The sequence below is a fragment of the Nocardiopsis sp. MT53 genome (assembly GCF_019598965.1).
GTDB classification, from domain to species: domain Bacteria; phylum Actinomycetota; class Actinomycetes; order Streptosporangiales; family Streptosporangiaceae; genus Nocardiopsis; species Nocardiopsis changdeensis.
Genome location: NZ_CP080599.1, coordinates 730,541 through 753,960 on the forward strand (window position 1 = coordinate 730,541; position 23,420 = coordinate 753,960).

20 protein-coding genes are annotated in these 23,420 nt (G+C 72.7%); 12 read left to right on the forward strand and 8 right to left on the reverse strand.

Annotated features, from left to right (window positions below; translation table 11 throughout):
* Positions 1-15 precede the first annotated feature (15 nt).
* Positions 16-1,743 carry a methylmalonyl-CoA mutase gene (locus K1J57_RS03050; protein WP_220562961.1) on the reverse strand — a complete coding sequence of 576 codons (1,728 nt, stop codon included), beginning with the start codon at positions 1,741-1,743 and terminating at the stop codon, positions 16-18.
* Between the two features lie 75 nt (positions 1,744-1,818).
* Positions 1,819-2,352 carry a MarR family winged helix-turn-helix transcriptional regulator gene (locus tag K1J57_RS03055; RefSeq protein ID WP_220565320.1) on the reverse strand — a complete coding sequence of 178 codons (534 nt, stop codon included), beginning with the start codon at positions 2,350-2,352 and terminating at the stop codon, positions 1,819-1,821.
* A 315-nt stretch (positions 2,353-2,667) separates the two neighbouring features.
* Here K1J57_RS03055 and K1J57_RS03060 point away from each other — a divergent pair, with 315 nt between their 5' ends.
* The 3 genes from K1J57_RS03060 (at position 2,668) to K1J57_RS03070 (ending at position 7,601) form a co-directional block, all read left to right on the forward strand.
* Positions 2,668-4,353: a glycosyl hydrolase family 18 protein gene (locus K1J57_RS03060; RefSeq protein WP_220562962.1), complete on the forward strand. Its 1,686-nt coding sequence runs from the start codon at positions 2,668-2,670 to the stop codon at positions 4,351-4,353.
* A gap of 322 nt (positions 4,354-4,675) precedes the next feature.
* Positions 4,676-6,616, forward strand: a complete 1,941-nt coding sequence (locus tag K1J57_RS03065; protein WP_255646812.1) for a glycoside hydrolase family 18 chitinase — start codon at positions 4,676-4,678, stop codon at positions 6,614-6,616.
* Positions 6,617-6,788: 172 nt separating this feature from the next.
* Positions 6,789-7,601, forward strand: coding sequence for an alpha/beta fold hydrolase (locus K1J57_RS03070; RefSeq protein WP_220562964.1), 813 nt, complete (start codon positions 6,789-6,791; stop codon positions 7,599-7,601).
* Here the strand turns inward: K1J57_RS03070 and meaB are convergent.
* The 3 genes from meaB to K1J57_RS03085 form a co-directional block, all read right to left on the reverse strand.
* Positions 7,598-8,542, reverse strand: a complete 945-nt coding sequence (meaB, locus tag K1J57_RS03075; RefSeq protein WP_220562965.1) for a methylmalonyl Co-A mutase-associated GTPase MeaB — start codon at positions 8,540-8,542, stop codon at positions 7,598-7,600. The genes K1J57_RS03070 and meaB overlap by 4 nt on opposite strands.
* Before the next feature lie 227 nt (positions 8,543-8,769).
* On the reverse strand, positions 8,770-9,957 hold the full coding sequence (locus K1J57_RS03080; RefSeq protein WP_220562966.1) for an acetyl-CoA C-acetyltransferase: 1,188 nt from the start codon (positions 9,955-9,957) through the stop codon (positions 8,770-8,772).
* Between the two features lie 129 nt (positions 9,958-10,086).
* Positions 10,087-11,319 carry an RNA-guided endonuclease TnpB family protein gene (locus K1J57_RS03085; RefSeq protein WP_220562967.1) on the reverse strand — a complete coding sequence of 411 codons (1,233 nt, stop codon included), beginning with the start codon at positions 11,317-11,319 and terminating at the stop codon, positions 10,087-10,089.
* Positions 11,320-11,418: 99 nt separating this feature from the next.
* Between K1J57_RS03085 and mce the strand changes: the two genes are divergently transcribed.
* Positions 11,419-11,877 (forward strand): methylmalonyl-CoA epimerase, encoded by a 459-nt coding sequence (mce, locus tag K1J57_RS03090; protein ID WP_220562968.1) that lies wholly within the window; start codon positions 11,419-11,421, stop codon positions 11,875-11,877.
* 444 nt (positions 11,878-12,321) lie between these two features.
* Positions 12,322-13,617: a DivIVA domain-containing protein gene (locus K1J57_RS03095; RefSeq protein WP_220562969.1), complete on the forward strand. Its 1,296-nt coding sequence runs from the start codon at positions 12,322-12,324 to the stop codon at positions 13,615-13,617.
* Between the two features lie 81 nt (positions 13,618-13,698).
* Here the strand turns inward: K1J57_RS03095 and K1J57_RS03100 are convergent, their stop codons facing one another.
* The 3 genes from K1J57_RS03100 to K1J57_RS03110 all read right to left on the reverse strand — a co-directional run bounded on the left by K1J57_RS03100 (position 13,699) and on the right by K1J57_RS03110 (position 16,095).
* Positions 13,699-14,439, reverse strand: a complete 741-nt coding sequence (locus K1J57_RS03100) for an alpha/beta hydrolase (protein WP_220562970.1) — start codon at positions 14,437-14,439, stop codon at positions 13,699-13,701.
* Between the two features lie 34 nt (positions 14,440-14,473).
* Entirely contained in the window at positions 14,474-14,803 is a 330-nt protein-coding gene (locus K1J57_RS03105; protein WP_220562971.1) for an ATP/GTP-binding protein, read from the reverse strand.
* Positions 14,804-14,883: 80 nt separating this feature from the next.
* A complete protein-coding gene (locus tag K1J57_RS03110; RefSeq protein WP_220562972.1) occupies positions 14,884-16,095 on the reverse strand; it encodes a 3-hydroxybutyryl-CoA dehydrogenase in 1,212 nt (403 codons plus the stop codon).
* Positions 16,096-16,460: 365 nt separating this feature from the next.
* Between K1J57_RS03110 and nucS the strand changes: the two genes are divergently transcribed.
* From nucS to K1J57_RS03145, 7 genes are all read left to right on the forward strand, one after another.
* Positions 16,461-17,138, forward strand: a complete 678-nt coding sequence (gene nucS, locus K1J57_RS03115) for an endonuclease NucS (protein ID WP_220562973.1) — start codon at positions 16,461-16,463, stop codon at positions 17,136-17,138.
* Between the two features lie 81 nt (positions 17,139-17,219).
* Positions 17,220-18,113 carry an ABC transporter ATP-binding protein gene (locus tag K1J57_RS03120; RefSeq protein ID WP_220562974.1) on the forward strand — a complete coding sequence of 298 codons (894 nt, stop codon included), beginning with the start codon at positions 17,220-17,222 and terminating at the stop codon, positions 18,111-18,113.
* Positions 18,110-18,934, forward strand: coding sequence for an ABC transporter permease (locus tag K1J57_RS03125; protein ID WP_220562975.1), 825 nt, complete (start codon positions 18,110-18,112; stop codon positions 18,932-18,934). Before K1J57_RS03120 ends, K1J57_RS03125 begins: the two co-directional genes overlap by 4 nt.
* On the forward strand, positions 18,931-20,169 hold the full coding sequence (locus K1J57_RS03130; RefSeq protein WP_255646813.1) for a sensor histidine kinase: 1,239 nt from the start codon (positions 18,931-18,933) through the stop codon (positions 20,167-20,169). The genes K1J57_RS03125 and K1J57_RS03130 overlap by 4 nt, the downstream gene beginning before the upstream one ends.
* The gene (locus K1J57_RS03135; RefSeq protein ID WP_220562977.1) at positions 20,166-20,801 is read left to right on the forward strand and encodes a response regulator transcription factor; all 636 of its coding nucleotides are present in this window, start codon (positions 20,166-20,168) and stop codon (positions 20,799-20,801) included. The genes K1J57_RS03130 and K1J57_RS03135 overlap by 4 nt, the downstream gene beginning before the upstream one ends.
* Before the next feature lie 74 nt (positions 20,802-20,875).
* Entirely contained in the window at positions 20,876-21,553 is a 678-nt protein-coding gene (locus K1J57_RS03140) for a DUF1707 domain-containing protein (protein ID WP_220562978.1), read from the forward strand.
* A gap of 413 nt (positions 21,554-21,966) precedes the next feature.
* Positions 21,967-23,364 carry a M28 family peptidase gene (locus tag K1J57_RS03145; RefSeq protein ID WP_370634667.1) on the forward strand — a complete coding sequence of 466 codons (1,398 nt, stop codon included), beginning with the start codon at positions 21,967-21,969 and terminating at the stop codon, positions 23,362-23,364.
* Positions 23,365-23,420 lie beyond the last annotated feature (56 nt).

Here is a 23,420-nt window from a genome sequence, read left to right on the forward strand (position 1 = left end):
CCGTCCCGTGCCGCGTCAGAAGCGGGGGGCCTCGGTGTAGGTACCGAACTCCTCGCCCATGGTCGCGCAGATCTCGCCGAGCGTGGCCTCGGCGCGGGCGGCGTCCATGATCAGCGGCACCACGTTGGCCTCCGACCTCACGCCCTCGAGCAGGGCGGCCAGGGCCCGGTCCACCGCGGCGCCGTCGCGGGCCGCGCGCCGCTCGGCGAGCACCCGGCGCTGCTCGTGCTCCACCTCGTGGCCGATGCGCAGGATGTCCAGCTCCCCGGAGACCGTGGGGGTGTGGGAGTTGACGCCCACGATGCGCTTCTCCCCCTTCTCCAGCGCCTGCTGGTACTGGAAGGCGGACTCGGCGATCTCGGAGGAGAAGTAGCCGTTCTCGATCCCGGCCAGGATGCCCGAGGTCATCGGGCCGATGGCGTGTTCGGCGCCCTCCCCGCCGCCCATCCGCCGGATGTGCGCGAAGATCTGCTCGGCCTCGGCCTCGATCTCGTCGGTGAGCGCCTCCAGGTACCAGGAGCCGCCCAGCGGGTCGGCGACGTTGACCACCCCGGTCTCCTCCATGAGCACCGCCTGCGTGCGCAGGGCGATCTCGGCGGCCTGCTCGGTCGGCAGGGCCAGGGTCTCGTCCAGGGCGTTGGTGTGCAGCGAGTTGGTGCCGCCCAGGACGGCGGCGAGCGCCTCGACCGCGGTGCGCACCACGTTGTTGTAGGGCTGCTGGGCGGTGAGGGAGACCCCGGCGGTCTGGGTGTGGAACCGCAGCCACTGGGACTTCTCGCTCTTGGCGCCGTACACGTCGCGCATCCAGCGGGCCCAGATCCGGCGGGCGGCGCGGAACTTGGCGATCTCCTCGAAGAAGTCGATGTGGGCGTCGAAGAAGAACGACAGGCCGGGCGCGAACGAGTCGATATCCAGGCCCCGGGACAGCCCCAGCTCCACGTAGCCGAACCCGTCGGCGAGGGTGTAGGCCAGCTCCTGCGCGGCCGTGGCCCCGGCCTCGCGGATGTGGTAGCCCGACACCGACAGCGGCTTGTAGGCGGGGATGTTCTCGGCGCAGTACTCCATGAGGTCGCCGATGAGGCGCAGCTGCGGCTCGGGCGGGTACAGCCACTCCTTCTGGGCGATGTACTCCTTGAAGATGTCGGTCTGGAGCGTGCCGTTGAGGGTGCCGATGTCCACGCCCTGGCGCTCGGCGGCCACCAGGTACATGCAGAAGGCGGGGACCGCCGGACCGCTGATGGTCATGGACGTGGTGGTCTCGCCCAGCGGGATGCCGTCGAAGAGCAGGTCCATGTCGGCCACCGAGTCGACGGCCACACCGCAGTGGCCGACCTCGCCCAGCGCGTGCGGGGAGTCGGAGTCGTGGCCCATGAGGGTGGGCATGTCGAAGGCGACCGAGAGGCCGCCGCCGCCGGAGGCGAGGATCATCTTGTAGCGCTCGTTGGTCTGGCGCGCGTTGCCGAACCCGGCGAACTGGCGGATGGTCCAGGCCCGGCCGCGGTAGCCGGTGGGGTACAGCCCGCGGGTGAAGGGGAACTCGCCGGGCCAGCCGATGCGCTCGAACCCGGGGACCTCCGCGCCGGGGGGCGGCCCGTACACGGGCTGCAGCGTGCGTCCGGACAGGGAGGTGAAGTCGGCGTCGCGCTTGCGCGCGGCGTCGTAGCGGCGCTGCCAGCGCTCGCGCCCGGCCTCGATGTCCGCGGCGCCGCCGCCGTCGGTGGTGCCGTTCGTGGTGTTCGCCATACCTGGATAGTAGGACGTCCAACTAAATATGTACAGGAGGGGGACCCGCGGCCCTGCGCGGATCCCGGCCCGTGCTCAGCGCCCGTCCGCGGCCCCGGCCACCGGCTCGGCGGCCGGCTCGGGGAAGTCCCCGAAGTCGACGCGCAGCCGGGTGAACATGCGGTGCATGTCCCACAGCTCCTCGTCGGAGTAGCAGCCCAGGCCGAAGTCCAGGTCGAGCAGGACCCGGGTGGCCCGCTCGGTGACCTCGCGGCCGGCGTCGGTGATCTCGGCCAGCACGCCGCGGCCGTCGCTGGGGTTGGGCCGGCGCAGCACGAAGCCCTGCCCCTCCAGCCGGTCGATGGTGTTGGTGACGCTGGTCGGGTGGACCATGAGGCGCTCGCCGATCTTGCCCAGCGGCAGCGAGCCGGAGGTGCTGAAGGTAAGCAGGACCAGCGCCTCGTAGCGGGCGAAGGTGAGGCCGAACGGCTTGAGGGCGCCGTCCAGCTCACCGATGAGGATCTGCTGCGCGCGCATGACCGAGGTGACGGCGGCCATGGCGGGCGAGGGCCCCCATCTCCGCGTCCAGTTGTCGTGCGCGCGTTCGATCGGGTCGAACGGAAGGTTCAAAGGGTTTCCCACGCCGCCACTCTATGGGCCCGGCCGGAGCCCCGCGCCCCACCGTTTGTGCGCCTAGCAGCACAGTCCGTACGGGTCAATACCTCCGCGTGGCCACAAGGGGACAACCGACCCCGGCCGCCACTGGTACGGCCCGCCATCTCGGAAAACCCGCACCGGACCGACCCCGGAGAGTCACCGGGCGCCGGAAACTTCCACGCGGACCGTTGACGGCCCCCGTAATTATTAGTTAAGTTTCCTAAAAATTTATCTTCCCTGGTCAGGCCCCCGGGCCCTGCAACCCCCCGACAGCAGGAGATCCACGACGTGAGAGCACGACCCTTCAGGAACCGGATCACGGCGGTCTGCGCCGCGACCGTGCTGGCGGCGCCGCTCATGGCCGCCGCGCTCCCGGCCGCCGCCGAGGAGGCGCCCGCCTCGGGCCTGACCGTCACCTACGTGGAGTCCGCCCGGTGGAACACCGGGTACACCGGCGAGATCGTCGTCCACAACGCCTCCGGAGCCCCGGTGAGCGACTGGGAGATCGAGTTCGCCCTGCCCGAGGGCAGCCGGATCCACGAGCTGTGGAACGCCACCCTGGCGGGCGACCCGTCCGGGTACACGATCACCCCGCCGCGCTGGGGCGCCACCGTCCCCGCCGGGGGCACCTACACCTTCGGGTTCAACGGCCTGCACCGGGACGGCGCCACCGACCCGCTCGCCTGCACCGTCAACGGGGCGCCCTGCGACGGCGGCGCCACCGGCCCCGGGCACGACTTCACCAGCGTCGCGTACTACACCCAGTGGAGCGCCGAGAAGCGCGACTACCACGTGGCCGACCTGGTCGAGACGGGCAGCGCCGACAAGCTCACGCACATCCAGTACGCGTTCGGCAACGTCAACGCCGACGGCGAGTGCTTCATGAGCGACGAGGAGGGCCAGGGCGACGCCCTGGCCGACTACGGGCACACGGTCCCGGCCGACGAGAGCGTCGACGGCGTGGCCGACGACCCGGACCAGGCCCTGCGCGGCAACTTCAACCAGCTGCGCGAGCTCAAGGAGCTCTACCCCGACCTCACCGTCAACATCTCGCTGGGCGGCTGGGAATGGTCCCGGTACTTCTCCGACGCGGCCCTGACCGAGGAGTCGCGCGAGCGCTTCGTCGAGTCCTGCATCGACCTGTACCTGCGCGGCGACCTGCCCGAGCTCAACGGCGCGGGCGGTGAGGGCGCCGCCTACGGCGTCTTCGACGGCATCGACCTCGACTGGGAGTGGCCGGGCACCGACGGCAACCCGCACAACGTGGTCCGCCCCGAGGACCGGGAGAACTTCACCGCCCTGGTCCAGGAGTTCCGCGACCAGCTGGACGAGTACGGCGCCGAGACCGACCGCCACTACGAGCTGACCGCCTTCATGCCCGCCGGGGGCTGGCGCCTGGACGCCGGCTACGAGCTGGACGAGGTCATGCCGAACTTCGACTTCATCACGGTGCAGGGCTACGACTACCACGGCACCTGGGAGACGGTCACCAACCACCAGTCGAACCTGGTGACCGACGCCCGCGACCCCGAGCCCGTCATCTCCGCCGAGCTCATCCGGGACGCCTACCTCTCCCGCGGCGTGGACCCGGCCAAGCTCGTCCTGGGCATCCCGTTCTACGGCCAGGGCTGGACCGGGGTCGAGCCCGGCCCCGAGGGCGACGGCCTCTTCCAGTCCGCCTCCGGCCCGGCCCAGGGCACCTACTCCACGGGCACCGAGGAGTGGCGCTTCCTCCGCGAGAAGGTCGACTCCGGCGAGTTCGAGCTCTTCCGCAACGACGAGGCGGGCACCGCCTGGATCTACGACGGCGAGACCTTCTGGACCTACGACGACGAGACCGCGGTCTCGCAGAAGACCGAATGGGCCCTGGGCAGCGGCTACTCCGGCGTCATGGTCTGGGCCATCGACGGCGACGACGCCGACGGCAGCCTCATGGCCTCCATCGACGCGGCCCTGCGGGCGGGCCGCCCCTAGAACGTCCCGGTCGGCGGAGCCCTCGGCCCCTCCCCCGCCGACCGGGAACCAGGCGGCGTCGGTGCTCTGATCCGGGGAGCACCGCCGCCACGGCCGGTGCGGACCGATGTGCGACGGTTCGCACCGGCCTCTCCACTTCTCGCACACCCCCGTCTCCCCCCGCCGGAGGCCCGCCATGCCCCGCGCTCCCCCTCCCCCTCACCGACTCCACGACACGCGACTCCTCGGGCGCACACCCGCCGTCGTCCCCCGGCCCGCCCCGCGACGGGGCCGCCGGACGGCGACCTCCCCCACCTCCCGCTCACGCACCAGGAGCACCGAAGTGAGAGCACGACGATCCCGGCTCGCGGCACTGGTCGCAGCCGTACTCCTCATCCCCCTGTCCCTCTCCCCCGCCCCGGCCGCGGCGGCCGCCTCCGACGTCACCGTCACCTACGTCGAGACCGGCAACTGGGGCACCGGCTACGGCGGCCAGATCACCGTCGCCAACGCCGGGAACACGGCGCTGAACGACTGGACGATCAAGTTCGACCTGCCCTCGGGCACGGCCGTCACCAGCCTGTGGAACGCCACCATGAGCCGGTCCGGGAACTCCTACACCCTGACCCCGCCCTCCTGGGGCGGCCCCGTCCCCGCGGGCGGCGCCTACTCGATCGGGTTCAACGGCACCAGCACCGCCGGAGCCGACACCACCCCCCTGAACTGCACCGTCAACGGCGCCCCCTGCTCCGGTGAGCCCGGCGAGCCCGACACCGAGGCCCCCACCGCCCCCACCGGGCTCACCGTCACCGGGACCGGCCCCAACACGGTGGACCTGAGCTGGACCGCCGCCACCGACAACGTGCAGGTCGCCGGCTACGAGGTGCTCTCCGGCGGAGCGGTCGTCCGCGCGGTCACCGGGACCAGCGCCACCGTGACCGGGCTGACGCCGCAGACCGCGTACGACTTCACCGTGCGGGCCTACGACACCTCCAACAACCGCGGCCCCGAGAGCGCCGCGGTGACGGCCACCACCGACGAGGAGGGCACCGTACCCGCCCCGCAGAACCGCCGGGTCGCCTACTTCACCCAGTGGGGCATCTACGACCGCGGCTACCTGGTGCGGAACCTGGACACCTCGGGCACCGCCGAGAAGCTCACGCACATCAACTACTCGTTCGGCAACATCAACGCCAACGGCGAGTGCTTCATGGCCAACCAGCTCGGCCAGGGCGACGCCTGGGCCGACTACGGCCGCTCCTTCACCGCCGACCAGAGCGTCGACGGCGTCGGCGACGTGTGGAGCCAGGACCTGCGCGGCAACTTCAACCAGCTGCTGGAGCTCAAGGCGAAGTACCCGCACCTGAAGGTCAACATCTCCCTCGGCGGCTGGACCTGGTCGGAGCACTTCTCCGACGCGGCCCTGACCCCCGAGTCGCGCGAGCGCATGGTGTCGTCCTGCATCGACCAGTACCTGCGGGGCAACCTGCCGCTCTTCGACGGCGCCGGCGGCGTCGGCTCCGCCTACGGCGTGTTCGACGGCATCGACCTCGACTGGGAGTGGCCCGCCTCCGAGGGCCACGAGCACAACACGATCCGGCCCGAGGACCGGGAGAACTTCACCGCCCTGGTCCAGGAGTTCCGCGACCAGCTCGACGCCCTGGAGACCGAGACCGGCCGGCAGTTCGAGCTGTCCGCGTTCCTGCCCGCCGACCCGGACAAGATCGACCTGGGCTTCGAGATGAACGCCCTCATGCCGAACTTCGACTACATCACGGTGCAGGGCTACGACTACCACGGCGCCTGGGAGAACAGCACCAACCACCAGTCCAACCTGCTGGTCACCCCCGGCGACCCCGGCCCGCGGATCTTCGCGGGCGAGGTGGCCATCGACCGCTACCTGGAGCTGGGCGTGGCCCCCGGCGACATGGTCCTGGGCGTGCCCTTCTACAGCCGCGGCTGGACCGGGGTCTCCCCCGGCCCGAACGGCGACGGCCTCTTCCAGGCGGCCACCGGCCCCGCCCCCGGCACCTACGAGCAGGGGATCGACGACTGGAAGGTCATCAAGAACCTGACCGGGTACGACCTCTACCGGGACGACGCCTCCGGGACCGCGTGGCTGTACAACGGGAGCACGTTCTGGACCTACGACGACGAGATCGCCATCGCCCAGAAGACGCAGTGGGCGGTGGACCGCGGCCTCGGCGGCGTGATGATCTGGTCCATCGACGGTGACGACGCCAACGCCAGCCTCATGAACGCGGTCGACGCGACGCTGGGCTGATCCACCCGCCCCTCCACCGGCCCCCGCGGGGGCCCGACGGCGGCGCCCCGTGCCGGGGGCGCCGCCGTTCCCGTCGCCCGGGCGCGGTGCCCCGGGAACGTTCCGGCCCGGGCGATGATTTCCGCGGGGCCGCCGGGTCGGTACCGGTGAGACCCGAACGAGAGGAACCGCGATGCCCGAGCAGCACACCGTGAAGACCGCCGACGGCACCCTGTACTACGAGGTCCGCGGCAGCGGCCCCGTGCTCGTCCTGAGCGGGGCGCCCATGTCGGCGCGCGAGTTCGCCCCGGTCGCCGACCTCCTGGCCGCCGAGCGGACCGTGGTGACCCACGACCCGCGCGGCATCGGCCGCAGCCCCCTGGACGACCCCCGGCAGGACTCCACGCCCCGGCTGCGCGCCGACGACCTGGTCGCCCTACTGGACGCGCTGGACGCGGAGAAGGCCGACGCCCTGGGCTCCAGCGGCGGGGCGGTGACCGTGCTCGCCGCGGCAGAGCACCACCCGGACCGGTTCGGCACCGTCGTCGCGCACGAGCCGCCGCTCCTGGAACTGCTGCCCGACGCCACCGCGCAGCGCGAGGCCACCGAGGCGATCATCGGGACCTACCACCGGGACGGGATGGGGGCCGCGTTCGCGGCGTTCATGGCCAACGCCGGGTTCCCGGTGCCCGAGGAGGACGGGGAGGGGCAGGGCGGCCCGGAGCGGGAGCCCGGCGAGCAGGACGTCGCGGACGCTCACCGCTTCTTCGTCCACGAACTGCGGGGCACCACCCGTCACGTGCCCGACACCGACGCCCTGCGCGCCGGCCCGGTGCGGGTCGTGGTCGGGCTCGGCGCCGAGTCCGGGACCCTGCTCACCGACCGGACCTCCCGGGAGCTGGCGAAGCGCCTGGGCGAGGACCCGGTGGTGTTCCCCGGCGGCCACGGCGGGTTCGCCGACGACCCCGCGGGCTTCGCCGCCGTCCTGCTGCGGACACTCGCCTAGGCGTCCAGTTCCTTGAGGACCAGGTCGGCGGCGGCGTAGGGGTCGCGGCGCCCCTCGGCGACGTCGCGGGCCGCGGACTCCAGGGCGCCGCCGTCGCCCACGCCGATCCGGGAGCGCAGCAGGTCCAGCACGATGGCCTGCACCTCCTCGCGAGCCCGGCGGCGGCGGCGCTCGGCGAGCCCCCCGCCGGACTCCAGGTGCGCGAAGTGCGCGTCCAGCCGCTCCCACAGCTCGTCCACACCCTCGTCGTGCACGGCGACCATCATGACGATCGGCGGCTTCCACTCGTCGTCGGCGCGGTCCTTCATCGCGACCATCTGGCGCAGCTCGCGCAGGGTGGACTTGGCGCCCTCCCGGTCGGCCTTGTTGACCGCGAACACGTCGGCGACCTCCAGCACGCCCGCCTTGGCGGCCTGCACGGAGTCGCCCATGCCGGGAGCGCACAGCACCACGGTGGTGTCGGCCTGCCCGGCGATCTCCACCTCGGCCTGGCCGACGCCGACGGTCTCCACCAGCACCACGTCGAACCCGGCGGCGTCCAGCACCCGCAGGGCGTGCGGGGCGGCCCAGGACAGGCCGCCCAGGTGGCCCCGGTTGGCCATGGACCGGATGTACACGCCCGGGTCGGTGGCGTGCTCCTGCATGCGGACCCGGTCCCCCAGCAGAGCCCCGCCGGTGAACGGGGACGAGGGGTCCACCGCCAGCACGGCCACGCTCAGGCCGCGGGCCCGGGCGGCGCGCACCACCGCGTTGGTGGTCGTGGACTTGCCCACGCCGGGCGACCCGGTGAACCCGATGATCCGGGCGCGGCCGGTGTGCGGGGCCAGCCCCGCCATGATCTCGCGCAGTTCCGGGGAGCCGTTCTCCACCAGGGTGATCGCGCGGGCCAGGGCCCGGCGGTCGCCCCGCAGCAGCTTCTCGACCAGTCGGGGGGTGTCCATGCGGCTCCTTCCATACGCAGCCGTCCGCGCGGCGGCGGGGCGGCGGCTCGTGACCGCCGCCCCGCCGCTCCAGGTGCGTCGTGACTCCGTGCGGGGCCCGGTCGGCCCCGGGGACACGGTGGGGAATGACTAGTTTCTGCGAGGAACCCCCGCAGGCCGGGACCGACGCGCGCGCACGGCACGGGGTTCTCCCGGCGTGCGGCGCCGTTCCGGCGGCGGACCGCGTGCTACTCGGCGGGCACCGAGAACAGCAGCGCGTCGCCCTGGCCGCCGCCGCCGCACAGCGCGGCCGCGCCCAGCCCGCCGCCGCGGCGGCGCAGCTCGTGGACCAGGTGCAGGGCGATCCGGGCGCCGGAGGCGCCGATCGGGTGGCCCAGGGCGATGGCGCCGCCGTTGACGTTGACGATGTCGGCGGACACGCCCAGGTCCTTCATGGACTGGATGCCGACCGCGGCGAAGGCCTCGTTGATCTCGATGAGGTCGAGGTCGGCGACCTCCCGGCCCGCCTTGCGCAGCGCGTGCGCGATCGCGTTGGAGGGCTGGGAGTGCAGGGAGTTGTCGGGACCGGCGACGTTGCCGTGCGCGCCGATCTCGGCGAGGACCGTCAGGCCCAGCTCCTCGGCCTTGGCCCGGCTCATCACCACGACGGCGGCGGCGCCGTCGGAGATCTGCGAGGAGGACCCGGCGGTGATGGTGCCGTCGCGGTCGAAGGCCGGGCGCAGCCGGCCCAGGCTCTCGGCGGTGGTGTCGGGGCGGACGCCCTCGTCGTGGGAGAAGACGACCGGGTCGCCCTTGCGCTGCGGGATCTCCACCGGGACGATCTCCGCGTCGAAGAGGCCCTTCTCGGCGGCCGCGGCGGCGCGCTGGTGCGACCGGGCGGCGAACTCGTCCTGCTCCTCGCGGGTGATGCCGAGCTTGCCGTTGTGCCGCTCGGTGGAGGCGCCCATGGAGTCGCCCTCGAAGGCGTCGGTGAGGCCGTCGTGCGCGGTGGCGTCCAGGACCTCGATGGAGCCGTACTTGTACCCGTGGCGGGACTTGGGCAGCAGGTGCGGGGCGTTGGTCATGGACTCCATGCCGCCCGCTACCACGACGTCGAACTCGCCCGCGGCGATGAGCTGGTCGGCCAGGGCGATGGCGTCCAGGCCCGACAGGCACACCTTGTTGACGGTGAGCGAGGGGACGTTCATGGGGATCCCGGCCTTGACGGCCGCCTGGCGGGAGGGGATCTGGCCGGCGCCGGCCTGGAGCACCTGGCCCATGACCACGTACTCGACCTGGTCGCCGTTGATCCCGGCGCTGTCGAGCGCGCCCTTGATCGCGAAGCCGCCCAGGTCGACGGCGGAGAACCCGGCGAGGGAGCCGAGGAGTCGTCCGGTGGGGGTGCGAGCCCCACCGACGATGACGGAACCGGGCATGGTAACTGGCCTCCAAGTGATCGGTGACGCACCTGGTCTGCAACGATACCCACACAGCCGTTGGCCGCAGCCGAGAGGTTCACACGTTGGCTTCTTCCCGGTCGTGAGCGGCCGGGATCACGGAACCACCTACCGGTGGTCCGGGGCGTTCGCCCCGTCGCGGGTCGCCCCGCGGCCTTCCTGCTTCGACGCCGACAGCCCCGTCCGGGAAGGCTCCCGTCGGGGTCTCACACCGGCTCCACAGGCGGACACCGCCAGCCCGGCGGCCCTGAGGTTGTTCGCCGCGTTCACATCGCGGTCGTGCACCGCCCCGCACCGGGGACAGGTCCACACGCGTACGTCCAGCGGCAGCCGCTCGTGCACGTGCCCGCACCCGGGCACCGAGCACAGCCGGGTGGAGGGGAAGAACCGGTCCACCACCACCAGCTCCCGCCCGTACCAGGCGGCTTTGTACTCCAGCATCGACCGCATGTCCGACCAGGCGGCATCGGAGATGGCGCGGGCCAGGCCGCGGTTCCTGACCATGGTGCGCACGGTCAGGTCCTCGATCACGACCACTTGGTTTTCGCGGACGAGACGAGTGGTGAGCTTGTGCAGGAAATCCTTCCGGCGGTCGGCGATCCGGGCGTGCACCCGCGCCACCCTGGTGCGGGCCCTGGCCTGGTTGGCCGACCCCGTCTGCTTGCGCGACAGCGCCCGCTGGGCCCTGGCGAGCCGGGCCCGGTCGGCCCGCTCGTGCCGGGGGTTGGTGACCTTCTCGCCCGTGGACAGGGTGACCAGCGAGGTGATCCCGGCGTCGACACCGACCGCATCATGTGGCGCCGGGGAGGATTCGACGGTGTCCTCGCACAGCAGTGACACGAACCAGCGGCCCACCGCATCACGCGACACCGTCACCGTGGACGGGGCCGCGCCCGCCGGGAGCGGACGCGACCAGACGATGGCCAACGGCTCGGACATCTTCGCCAGAGTGAGCTTCCCGTCGCGATAGCGGAACGCGCTGGAGGTGTACTCCGCGGAGGCGCGGGACTTCTTCCGCGACTTGAAGCGCGGGTAGCAGGCCCGTCCGGCGAAGAAGTGCGAGAACCCCTGCTGGAGGTGGCGCAGCGCCTGCTGGAGCGGAACGCTGGACACCTCGGCCAGGAAGGCGAGGTTCTCGGTCTTCTTCCAGCCGGTGAGCATCGCCGAGGTAGCGTTGTAGCCGATCCGTTCCCGGTTCTGGTACCAGGCCCGGGTGCGGGCTGCGAGGGCCTTGTTGTAGACCAGGCGGACACACCCGAACGTGCGCGACAGCTCCGCCGCCTGCGCACCGGTGGGGTAGAAGCGGTACTTGAACGCCCGCTTCACAGTCTTCCTCGCCATGCTTCACTTTTTAACAGCTTGTTCGTGGATACCCGACCGGAAGGAGAAGGGTGTTCCCTCCCGGTCCCGGAGGACCGGGCCTCCGCACCCGACAACCTGATGAGCAACGCCCCTGATCGCGCCGTCCCCTTCTCCGGTCTCACCCGTCTGGACCACGTCGGCATCGCCTGCCGCGACCTGGACGCCGCGGTCGAGTTCTACCGGTCGACCTACGGTTTCGAGGTGGAGCACGAGGAGGTCAACGAGGAGCAGGGGGTGCGCGAGGCGATGCTCCGGATCAACGGCACGGACGACGGCGGCGCCACGTATCTGCAACTGCTGGAACCGACCCGTCCCGACTCCCCGGTGGGGAAGTTCCTCGAACGCAACGGGGAGGGCGTGCACCACATCGCGTTCGGGACCGGGGACGTGGCCGCCTCCGCGGCGGAGGTCGGCGGGAGGGGCGTGCGGGTCCTGGACGCCGCGCCCCGGCGGGGCACCGCCGGTTCGCAGATCGTGTTCCTGCACCCGAAGGACTGCGGGGGCGTGCTCACGGAACTGGTCCAGAGCACCCGCTGACACGGCCGTTCCCGGGACCTCTCGGACCTCTGACGTCACAGGGGCGTTCCGGACACATCACATCTTGTGCGTCGGTCGCGGAAGCCACCGCAAACCCCACCGGAAGTTACCCGAAACCCTCTTCCCAGGGGTTCCCCGCTTGATAAAGTCGGTTGGCCACCGGACGTGAATCTCCGGCTCGTCCGGTCCACGTCCTGCGTCCGGTGGACCGGGTCGGCCGCGCGCCACCGCAACCCTCGCGCCGCGGCGGGCCGGTACGCACGGAACGCACCGACGGCGTCGGCGATGGTCGAGAACCGGTCGCGACCCGCCGCGTCGGTCACACCCGCGTCCGCGGATCGGACCGGAGAGCACGCCCGTCCCCGGGGCCCCGACCACCGCCCGCCAACGCGGTCCCCGGCCGCTCACAAATAGCCGTCTCGCACCCGTTCAGGATTCCGCCACATGCCGTCAAACAACATCGACACCCAACTCAACAACATCTTCGACGAGGACAACACCCCGCCCGAGTTCGACGTGGTGTTGCGCGGCTACGACCGTACCCAGGTGACGGACTACCTGGACGGTCTGCGCAACGAGGTCAAGGCGGCCAACAAGCAGGTCGAGAAGTTCAAGGCCGAGCTCAACTCGAAGAACCGCCAGCTCCAGGAGCGCGAGCGCCCCACCTACGCCGGCCTGGGCTCGCGGATCGAGCAGCTGCTGCGCCTGGCCGAGGAGCAGGCCGGGGAGCTGGTCCAGAGCGCCCAGATCGACGCCAACGACATCCGTTCGGCCGCCAAGATCGAGGCCGCCGAGATGCGGGCCGCCGCCGAGTCCGAGGCCACCGAGGTGCGCACCCTCGCCCAGCGCGAGGCCGACGAGATGCGCCAGAGCGCCGAGGCCGAGGCCGAGGAGATCTCCACCAGCGCCCGCCGCCGGGCCGACGAGCTGTCCTCCACCACCGAGCGCGAGGTCCAGAAGAAGCGGGCCGCGGTCGACCACGAGATCGCCGAGAAGCGGGCGACCTTCGAGGGCGAGATCGCCAAGCTGCGCACCACCACCGAGCGCGAGTGCGCCCAGGCCCGCGCCGCCGCCAAGCGCGAGCGGGACGAGACGATCCAGGCCGCCAAGAGCCAGGCCGAGGAGCTGCGCAAGAACGCCGAGCGCGCCTACGCCGAGTCCGAGGCCCGCCGCACCGAGCTGGAGGACCAGTTCGAGCTGCAGCTGGCCGACCGGCGCGCCGAGGCCGAGCGCCAGGACGCCGAGCGCCTGGCCGCCGCGCAGGCCGCCACCCAGAAGATGGTCGCCGAGGCCGAGGAGCGCGCCGCCAGCGCCGACCACCACGCCAAGCAGGCCAGCCAGCAGGCCGAGCAGACCCGCCGCGACGCGGAGAACCACGCCAAGCAGCTGGTCGGCAACGCCAAGAAGAACGCCGCGCAGATCGAGGCGGAGGCCAAGTCCAAGGCCGAGCACATGGTCAGCGACGCCAAGGCCGAGGCCGACCGCGTCACGACGGCCGCCAAGAAGGAGGTCGACGAGCTCAACCGCCAGCGCGACAGCATCCAGTCGCACCTGCAGCAGCTGCGCCAGCTGCTCGGCGGCGGTGCCGCTCCGGTCGCCCCCGCGGCCCCGGCGCCCGCGCCCGTCGCGGCCCCGGCCCCCGCTCCCGCCATCGCCGAGGCCGCCCCGGCCGCCGAGGAGCCCAAGCAGCCGGCCCGTTCCGGCAAGGGCGCCGACGACGAGGACTGGTGGCAGGAGTAGCCGCCCCGCGGTCCCGGGACCGCGTCTGACAGGCCGAGGGCCCGCCTCCTTCCAGGAGGCGGGCCCTCGTTCGCGCGGGGCTCAGCGCGGTGTCTGGACGTCCTTCTCGTAGGGGCCGTCCCATTCGGTGGGCAGCGGGTACGCGGCGGGGTTGACCCGCAGGACGATCTCGTCCAGGACCCGGCGCACGTACGGTTCGCCCACCCACAGGTGCTTGGCGCCGTCGACACCGATCACCTCGGCCTGGGTGAGCGGCCCGAACCGCTCCCGCGCCTGCTCCGGGCGCAGGTAGTCGTCGTGCTCGGGGACGAGGACGACCACGGGCTTGCCGGTGGCGGCCCAGTTCTCCAGGTCCGCCTCGGTGGCCCGGTGCAGCGGCGGGGAGAGCAGCAGCGCGCCCGCGACCTGCGGGTCGGCGCCCCACTTCAGGGCCAGCTCGGTGCCGAACGACCAGCCCAGCAGCCACGGGTTCGGCAGCCCCTCGAACTCGGTGAACTCGATGGCGGCCAGCACGTCGTGCCGCTCGGTCTCGCCCTCCCCGAACTCGCCCTGGCTGGTGCCGTGGCGGGAGGTGGTGCCGCGCGTGTTGAAGCGCAGCACCGCGACGTTCGCCAGCGCGGGCAGCCGGAACGACGCCTTGCGCAGGACGTGGCTGTCCATCATTCCCTCGGCGGTGGGCAGCGGGTGCAGGCACACCAGGGTCGCGACCGGGTCGCCGCCCTCGGGCAGGGCCAGCTCGCCGACCAGCTCCAGGCCGTCGGCGGTGTGCAGGGTGATGGGGCGGCGCACGGCGGGCAGCACCGTGGTGGCTCGGATCTCCATGGCTCCTCTGTCCGGGTTCTCGGCGGGGCGGGGCTCAGTAGCGGGGGGCGCGGGGGGCCCGCTGGGAGCGCCGCTCCCAGCAGGAGGAGTGCCAGTGCCGCCGGTCCTCGCCGTCGCCGTAGGGGCGCCAGGCGACGACGTGCGGCATGCCGGCGGGGATCTCCTGGGCGCAGCCGGGGCAGCGGTAGGCCTTCACCGCGGCGGACCCGGGGATGCGGCGCGTCACCCACTCGCCGTCGGGGCCGGTCTCCCGGCGCTGGCCGCCGGTGATCCGCAGCATGAGGGCGTCCTCGTCCGGGGGGCCGCCGGGGGCGCGGCCGCCGCGCGAGGACTGACGGCGGGAGGAGTTGCGACGCGGGCTCACCCATCCAGGGTAGGAGAGGAAGGACAGTGGCCGCCGCCACAGGGGTGCTGCGGCGACGGCCACCGGGGTCCTCGGGGGTGTCAGGCGTGGCAGGCGCAGCCGCCGTGGCCCTCCTCCTCCGGGGTGTCGGGCAGCTGGTCCATGAGCAGCGACGCGGGCACGGCGATGGTGGTCAGCCCGTACTCGCCCATGGCGACCAGGGTGGTGACCACGGCCTCGGCGCCGCGCTCGGCGAGCAGCTCGGTCGGGCCCTTGGGGTAGCCGCAGCCGAAGCGCATCGCGGTGTCGACGTCCTCGGCGGTGGCGTAGCCGTCGCCGATCATCCGCAGGGCGTCGTCGATCTGCGGGGCGATGAGCAGCTCGCCCAGGTCGAGGGTCTCCTCCTCGCGGATCATCTCGGCGTAGCGGCCGGTGGGCAGCGGCTCGGGGGCCTCGTCGCGGCCCGCGTAGAAGCCCCGGCCGGCCTTGCGGCCGTAGTGGCCGGCGGCGACCATGCGGCGCAGCAGCGGGGCGGCGGCGTAGCGGGGGTCGCGGTACTCGTCCCACAGCACGTCCATGACGGCCAGGCAGACGTCGATGCCGACCAGGTCGGCCAGGGCCAGCGGGCCCATGGGCAGCCCGGCGGCCTTCTTGACCGACTCGTCGATCTCCTCGCGGGTGGCGACCTTGCGCTCGTAGAGGCGGACCGCGTCGTTGATGTAGGGCACCAGCAGCGCGTTGGCGACGAACCCGGCGCGGTCCCCGACCGTGATGGGGGTCTTGCCGATGCGCTTGGCGACCTCGGTGACGACGTCGACGGTCTCGGCGGAGGTGGCGACCGTGGTGATGACCTCGGCCAGCTTCATGACGGGGGCCGGGTTGAAGAAGTGCAGCCCGACGACCTTCTCCGGGCGCCCGGTCAGGGCCGCGATCTCCGTGACCGACAGCGAGGAGGTGTTGGTCGCCAGGATCGTCTCGCTCCTGCAGATCCGGTCCAGGTCGCCGAAGACGTCGCGCTTGAGGTCCATCCGCTCGGGGACGGCCTCCACGACCAGGTCCGCGTCCGCCAGGTCCTCGCGGGACGTGGTGAACGTCAGCCGCTGCTCGATCGCGGAGCGCTCCTCCTCGGTGAGCTTGCCCTTGGCGACGGCGCGCCCGAGGGACCTGTCCAGGTGGCCGCGGCCGCGGTCGAGGGCGGCCTGGTCGATCTCGACCCCGATGACGTTGAAACCGGCCCGGGCGAACACCTCGGCGATGCCCGCGCCCATCGTGCCGAGTCCGACGACACCGACCTTCTTGAATTCCTGCACCATGAGGCCAAGCCTAGACGGCTCGCGGACCCCGGCGGCCCCCGGGACCCCCCTGCCCGTACTCGCGGGTAACACGAGTGGCGCGATGTCGGGAAATGCCCGGCGGGGCCGCCGCCCTCTCCTCGGCGGCGACCCTTCCCATCCCTCCCGGCCGGGCCGGGGCCCCGCGCGGCCCGTCCTGGCGGGCCGTCCCCCGGCCCGCACCGCGCGCTCTCTGGAGAGGTTAGGCTCCCGGCCCCGCCGCGGTCACGGGGCGTGAGGGCCACAAAGTCCTTGCCCGGGCGGTGCCCCCACCTGTCCCGGCGGGTCGTCCCCCGTTCCGGCGTTCGCGCACCGGGCACGCCGCGGAGGCGGTAACGTGACGTTTCGTGCGTCTCGTCATCGCCCGGTGCAGCGTCGACTACGTCGGCCGGCTCACCGCCCACCTGCCCATGGCCCCGCGGCTCGTCCTCATCAAGGCCGACGGGAGCGTGTCCATCCATGCCGACGACCGGGCCTTCAAACCCCTCAACTGGATGAACCCCCCGTGCAAGCTGCGCGAGGAGACCGTCGAGGACGGCCCCGACGTCTGGACCGTCACCCACGGCAAGTCCGGGGAGAAGCTGGTCCTGACCGTGGAGGAGGTCCTGCACGACTCCTCCCACGAGCTCGGCAAGGACCCCGGCCTCCAGAAGGACGGTGTGGAGGCCCACCTCCAGGAGCTGCTGGCCGAGCACATCACCACCCTCGGCGAGGGCTACACCCTCATCCGCCGCGAGTACCCGACCGCGATCGGCCCGGTCGACATCCTGTGCCGGGACGGGGAGAACCACACGGTGGCCGTGGAGCTGAAGCGGCGCGGCGACATCGACGGCGTCGAGCAGCTCACCCGCTACCTGGAGCTGCTCAACCGCGACCCCGTGCTGGCCCCGGTGAAGGGCGTCTTCGCCGCCCAGGAGATCAAGCCGCAGGCGCGGGTGCTGGCCGAGGACCGCGGCATCGCCTGCGTGGTCCTGGACTACGACGAGCTGCGCGGCATCGAGCCGGACGTCCTGCGCCTGTTCTGACGGGTGTCCTCCGACCGGAGGACACCGGACCGCCCGGTCGCCCGATACCGCCGGGGCCCGCCGCGCGCGAGGCTCGGTGGTATGAGCACAGCGGTGATCGAGGCCTCGGGCCTCCTCAAGAAGTACGGCGACCACGCCGCCGTCGCGGGGGTGGACCTGTCGGTCCCCCGCGGCGAGGTCTTCTCCGTCCTGGGCCCCAACGGCGCGGGCAAGTCCACCACCGTCGAGATCCTGGAGGGCTTCCGCCGCCGCGACGGCGGCACCGTCCGGGTGCTCGGCGCCGACCCCCAGAGCGCGGGCAGGGCCTGGCGGGCGCGGATCGGCATCGTGTGGCAGCAGGAGACCCTGCTGCCCAAGATCCCGGTGCGCGAGGTCCTGCGGCACTTCGCCGGCCACTACCCCGCCCCGCACAACGTCGACGCGACCCTGGAGCTGGTCGGCCTGGCGGAGAAGGCCCGCGCGCTGCCCGAGTCGCTGTCCGGCGGCCAGCGGCGCCGCCTGGACGTGGCCCTGGGCATCATCGGCGGGCCCGAGCTCCTCTTCCTCGACGAGCCCACCACCGGTTTCGACCCCCGGGCGCGACGCGACTTCTGGGCCCTGATCGGGAACCTGGCCGAGCAGGGCACCACCATCCTCCTCACCACGCACTACCTGGAGGAGGCCGAGGCCCTCGCCGACCGGGTCTGCGTCATGGCCCGGGGGCGGGTCCGCGCCCTGGGCTCCCCCGACACCCTGGGCGGGCGGGCCACCGCGCAGGCCACCGTGAGCTGGTCGCAGGACGGGGTGCGGCGCGAGGTCCTCACCGACGAGCCCACCCGTGTCGTCGCCGACCTGGCCGCGGGCTTCACCGGGGAGATCCCCGGGCTGCGCGTGCACCGCCCCACCCTGGAGGAGGTCTACCTGGGGCTGATCGAGGACACGGTGGAGACCGAGGACGCCGGCGACGGCGGCGAGCGGACGGAGGCCCTGGCATGAACGGCACCACCATGGACGACGTCCGGCTGCCCGGCACGCTCCGCGTGGGGCTGTCCCGGGGGTGGCTGGAGATCCGGTCCTTCAGCCGGGAGTGGGAGAGCGTGATCTTCACGTTCGCCCTGCCCGCGCTGATCCTGTCGATGTTCGCGCTGATCTTCGACGGGCTGTTCGACCTCGGCATGCCCGCCGTCGACTACTACCTGCCCGGCCTGTTCGCCATGGGCCTGATGTCGGTCAGCTTCCAGACCCTGGGCGCGGGGATCGCCACCGAACGCGACCAGGGCGGGCTGCGGAGGCTGCGCGGCACCCCGATGCCGCCCGCCGCCTACTTCCTGGGCAAGACCCTGCTGGTGTTCTTCCTCGCCCTGGGCCAGGCCGTCCTGCTGCTCGGCGTATCCGCGCTGGTCTTCGGCGCCTCCCTGCCCGACAACGCCTCCGACTGGTTCACCGTGGCCTGGGTGCTCGTCCTGGGCACGGTCGCCTGCTCCCTGCTGGGCATCGCGGTCAGCTCGCTGGCCCGCACCGCCCAGGCGGCGTCCACCATCGTGGTGGTGCCGTTCCTGGCCCTGCAGTTCACCTCGGGGGTGTTCGTACCGGTGACGGTGCTGCCCGACGGCGTGCTGGCGGTCGCCTCGCTGTTCCCGCTGCTGTGGATGGCGCAGGGCATGCGGGCCGCCCTGTACCCGGACGCGATGGCCGCGTTCGAACCCTCCGGGGCATGGGACCTGCACCTGGTGGCGCTGGCCCTGGGCGCCTGGTGTGTGGTGGGCTTGGTGCTGGTACTGCTGACGTTCCGGTGGAAGACGCGGAAGGACGGGTGAGCGCCGTGGCGGCTCGTGCTCCGGAGCAGGACGCGGCGGCGGAGCCCGTGGTCGCCGAGCGCCACGCCTGGGAGCTCAGCGGCGCCTGGTACGCGTACGTGACGGTGGCGCTCGCGATCTCCGCGGCGACGGCGGTGGTCTCCGAACCCGGGCCGCCCACCTGGACCGCCGCCGCGCTGCTGGCGGCCACCGCCGTGCTGTACCTGGCCGTGGGCCGGCGCCTGTACGACGCCGACGAGCACGCCACCGCCCCGGCCCTCGCCTTCACGGCGGCGGTGGCGGCCATGGTGACCGTCGCGGTGACCCTGGCCCCGGCGGCGACCTTCTGCCTGTTCGCCGTGGCCCCCGTGTGCTTCATGTCGGGCGGGTCGGTGTTCGGGACGGCGGCGGTCGGGGTCATCATGTTCGTCCCCACCGGCGTCCGCCTCCTCCTGGACGGGACGGAACCGGTCCCGGCACTGGTGGGCGTCGGCGTCAACCTGGTCATCCTGGGCTTCGCCCTGTGGTTCGGCCGCTGGTTCGAGAGGGTGATCGAGGAGAGCTACGAGCGCTCCCTGCTCATCCGCCAACTGCGGGAGAGCAGGGCCGAGGCCGCCCGGCTGTCGGAGGAGACCGGGGCCCTGGCCGAGCGCGAGCGCCTGGCCCGGGAGGTGCACGACACCCTCGCCCAGGGGTTCACCAGCATCGTCACCCTCGCCCAGGCCGTGGAGTCGGAACTGGACACCGACCCCGCCCTGGCCCGCCGCCACCTGGCGCTGATGCGGGAGACCGCGGCGGAGAACCTCGCCGAGGCGCGCGCCATGGTCGCCGCCCGCCGCCCCGTCCCCCTGGGCGAGGACACCCTGGAGGCGGCGCTGGAGCGCATCGGGGCGCGGCTGGGCACCGAGCTGGGCGTACCCGTCTCCGTGGTGGTCGAGGGCACCCCGCGGGAGCTGCCCGGCGACCTCCAGGTGTGCCTGCTGCGCACGGCCCAGGAGGCGCTGGCCAACGTGCGCAAGCACGCGGCGGCCGACCGGGTGGCGCTCACCCTGGCCCACACCGACGTGGGCACCCGGCTCACCGTCACCGACGACGGGCGCGGCTTCGACCCCGCGTCCCCGTCCGCGGGCAACGGCCTGCCGGGCATGCTCCACCGGGCGCGCGCCGTCGGCGGCACACTGGACGTCGACAGCGCGCCCGGCCGGGGCACCACCGTCCGCCTGACCCTGCCCGAACCGGAGGAGGAGACCCCGTGATCCGCGTCCTGCTGGTCGACGACCACCCGGTGGTCCGCGAGGGCATCCGGGGCATGCTCTCCGCCGAGGCCGACCTCGACATCGTCGGTGACGCCGCCTCCGGCCCCGAGGCCCTGGCCCGGGTCGCCGAGCTGTCCCCCGACGTGGTCCTGATGGACCTGCGCATGCCGGGCGGGGACGGGGTCGCGGCCACCGAGCGCATCACCGCGGACCACCCCGGGACGAACGTCCTGGTCCTGACCACCTACGACACCGACACCGACATCCTGCGCGCGGTGGAGGCCGGGGCCACCGGCTACCTGCTCAAGGACACCCCGCGCGCGGAGCTGGCGGAGGCGGTGCGCGCGGCCGCGCGCGGCGAGACGGTGCTGACCGGGCGGCTGGCGGGCAAGCTCGTCACCGGGATGCGCAACCGCTCCGCCCCCGCCGGCCCGGCGCTGTCCCCGCGCGAGGTCGAGGTGCTGCGCCTGGCCGCCGAGGGCGCGACCAACGCGGCGATCGGCCGCGCCCTGCACATCAGCCCGACCACGGTCAAGACGCACCTGATGCGCGTGTACGAGAAACTGGGAGTAGGGGACCGTACGGCGGCCGTCAGCCGGGCGATCCGCCAGGGGCTGCTGCCCGGGTCCTGAGGTCCCGGGAACCGGGGTCGGCTCGGGGTTCCTCCCTGATGTGCGGGAGGGTGTCGCGCCGGAAGAATCGGAATATGGTGGAGACGATGAGCGAGATCACACCCCCCGACCCAGGTCGGATGCGCGCCTCCGACGCCGACCGCGACGCGGTGGCGCACCGACTCCAGGAGGCCTTCGCCGAGGGCCGCCTGGACCCCGACGAGCACAGCGAGCGCCTGGACGCGGTCTACCGCGCCAAGACCCTCGGCGAGCTCGTCCCCCTCACCGAGGACCTGCCCGCCGCCCCCGGGCCGGCGGCCGCCCCCGCCGCGCCCGGCGGCTTCCGCTCCCCGCGGCCGGTCTACGGCGCGGACCGGGTCGTCGACCAGGCGCCGACCAGCCACAGCGCGATCGCCGTCATGGGCGGCGCCGACCGCTCCGGCAACTGGGTCCTCCCGGAGAACTTCTTCTCCTTCGCGCTGATGGGCGGCATCGAGCTGGACCTGCGCGAGGCCCGGTTCACGGCACGGGAGACCACCATCTGGACCACCGCGGTCATGGGCGGGATCGGCATCATCGTGCCCGACGACATCCAGGTCCGCGTGCACGGCCTGCCCATCATGGGCGGTTTCGGCGTGGAGGAGGGGACCCCGAGCGTGCTGGACCCCGGAACGCCGGTCGTGCACATCCGCGGCCTGGCCGTCATGGGCGGGGTGGGCATCGAGTACCGCAAGCGCAAGCACCAGAAGAGGCAGGACGAGATCGAGGAGTGAGGCCGGGCGCGGGGACCGCGCCCGGTTGGACGTTCGAGCCTCACAAAGCAGACAATCCAACCACAGTGATCACGGAAACGTAAGTCCTGTGGCTGATTGTGGCAACCTCCCGGGGGACGCTTGCCCTGGGCGGGCGAACAGTGACAGTGTGCAGCGACGACTCGCCCACCCCGGGTGTCCATCCCCCGACACGGCGGTGGACTCCCCCGTACACCGGAGGAACATCGTTGAGCACACCCCACAGACGACGGGCCGCGGTCGCCGGTTTCACCGCCCTCGTCATGGCCGCGGGCGTCGTCGCGGCCTCCCCCGCGCACGCCGAGCCCGAGTCGCAGGCGCGCGGCGGTGAGGAGGCCGAGCCGCCGGAGTGGCTGCGCCGCCCGGTCCGCCCCGAGAAGCCGTCCCGCCCCAACATGCCGCAGGAGCCCGCGGCGCCTCCCCTGTCGGAGCTGGTGACCGCCGACGCCATCAGGGCGCACATGGAGAACCTGGACACGATCGCCGAGTACAACGGCGGCCACCGGGCCACGAACTCCCCCGGCTACGACGTCTCCGCCCTCTACGTCGAGGACCAGCTCGAGAGGGCGGGCTACGAGACCTACCGCCACGAGTACGACTACGAGCTGTGGCGCGAGCAGTCCGACCCGGTGCTGGCGCAGACCGCCCCGCAGGAGGTCGTCTACGAGGGCGGCACCGACTTCCTGACCATGTCGTACTCGGTCTCCGGTGACGTGACCGCGCCCGCGGTCGCCGTCGACGCGGGCGGCGCGGACAGCGGCTGCACCGCGGACGACTTCGCAGGCTTCCCCGAGGGCGCGATCGCGGTGACGGTGCGCGGCTCCTGCCCGTTCTCGGACAAGGTCGCCAACGCCGCCGCGGCGGGCGCGGCGGCCGCGCTGGTGGTCAACAACGCCGACGAGGTCTTCTCCGGGACCGTCGGCGAGACGTCCGCGATCCCGGCCGTGGGCGTCTCCGGCGCCGCGGGCGCCGCGCTGCTGGAGGCCGAGGGCCTGGAGCTGCGGGTCAAGGTCGACTCGACCGTGGTGCAGGAGTCCTCCTTCAGCGTGCTGGCGGAGACCCCGGGCGGCCGCGAGGACAACGTCGTGGTCGTCGGCGCGCACCTGGACGGCGTCGAGGACGGGCCGGCCATCAACGACAACGCCTCGGGCACGGCGTTCGTGCTGGAGACGGCGATCCGGCTGGCCTCCCAGGAGGCTCCGAAGAACAAGGTCCGGTTCGCCTTCTGGGGCACCGAGGAGGAGGGCCTGGTCGGTTCCACGGAGTACGTGGGGAGCCTGACCGACGGCGAGGTCGACGACATCGCCCTGTACCTGAACTTCGACATGATCGGCTCGCACAACTACGCCCGGTTCGTCCTGGACGGCCGGATGGAGCTGCCGGACTCGACGGGCGCGCCCTCGGGCTCGGGTGCGATCGCGAAGGTGTTCGAGGACTACTTCGCCTCCCAGGACCAGGTCAGCGGGCCCGGCGTACTGAGCGGCCGCAGCGACTACGCCCCGTTCATGGCGGCGGGCATCCCCTCGGGCGGCCTGTTCAGCGGCGCGGACGGGATCAAGACCGAGGAGCAGGTGGAGTGGTACGGCGGTACCGCGGGCGAGCAGTTCGACCCGTACTACCACACGGCCGACGACACCCTGGAGAACGTCAACTGGGACTCGGTGGCCGACCTGGCCGCGGCGGGCGCGCACGGCGTGGAGTTCCTCGCCGAGAGCACGCTGCCGGTCAACGGCGTGCTGAGCACCCGTGCAGCCGCGCAGTTCCCGCGCCTGGGCCACGACTGGGTCCTGTGATCCGGGCCAGGGCCCCGCGGGAGCGCCCGTGACCGCGGGCCGCCCGTAGAGCGTGT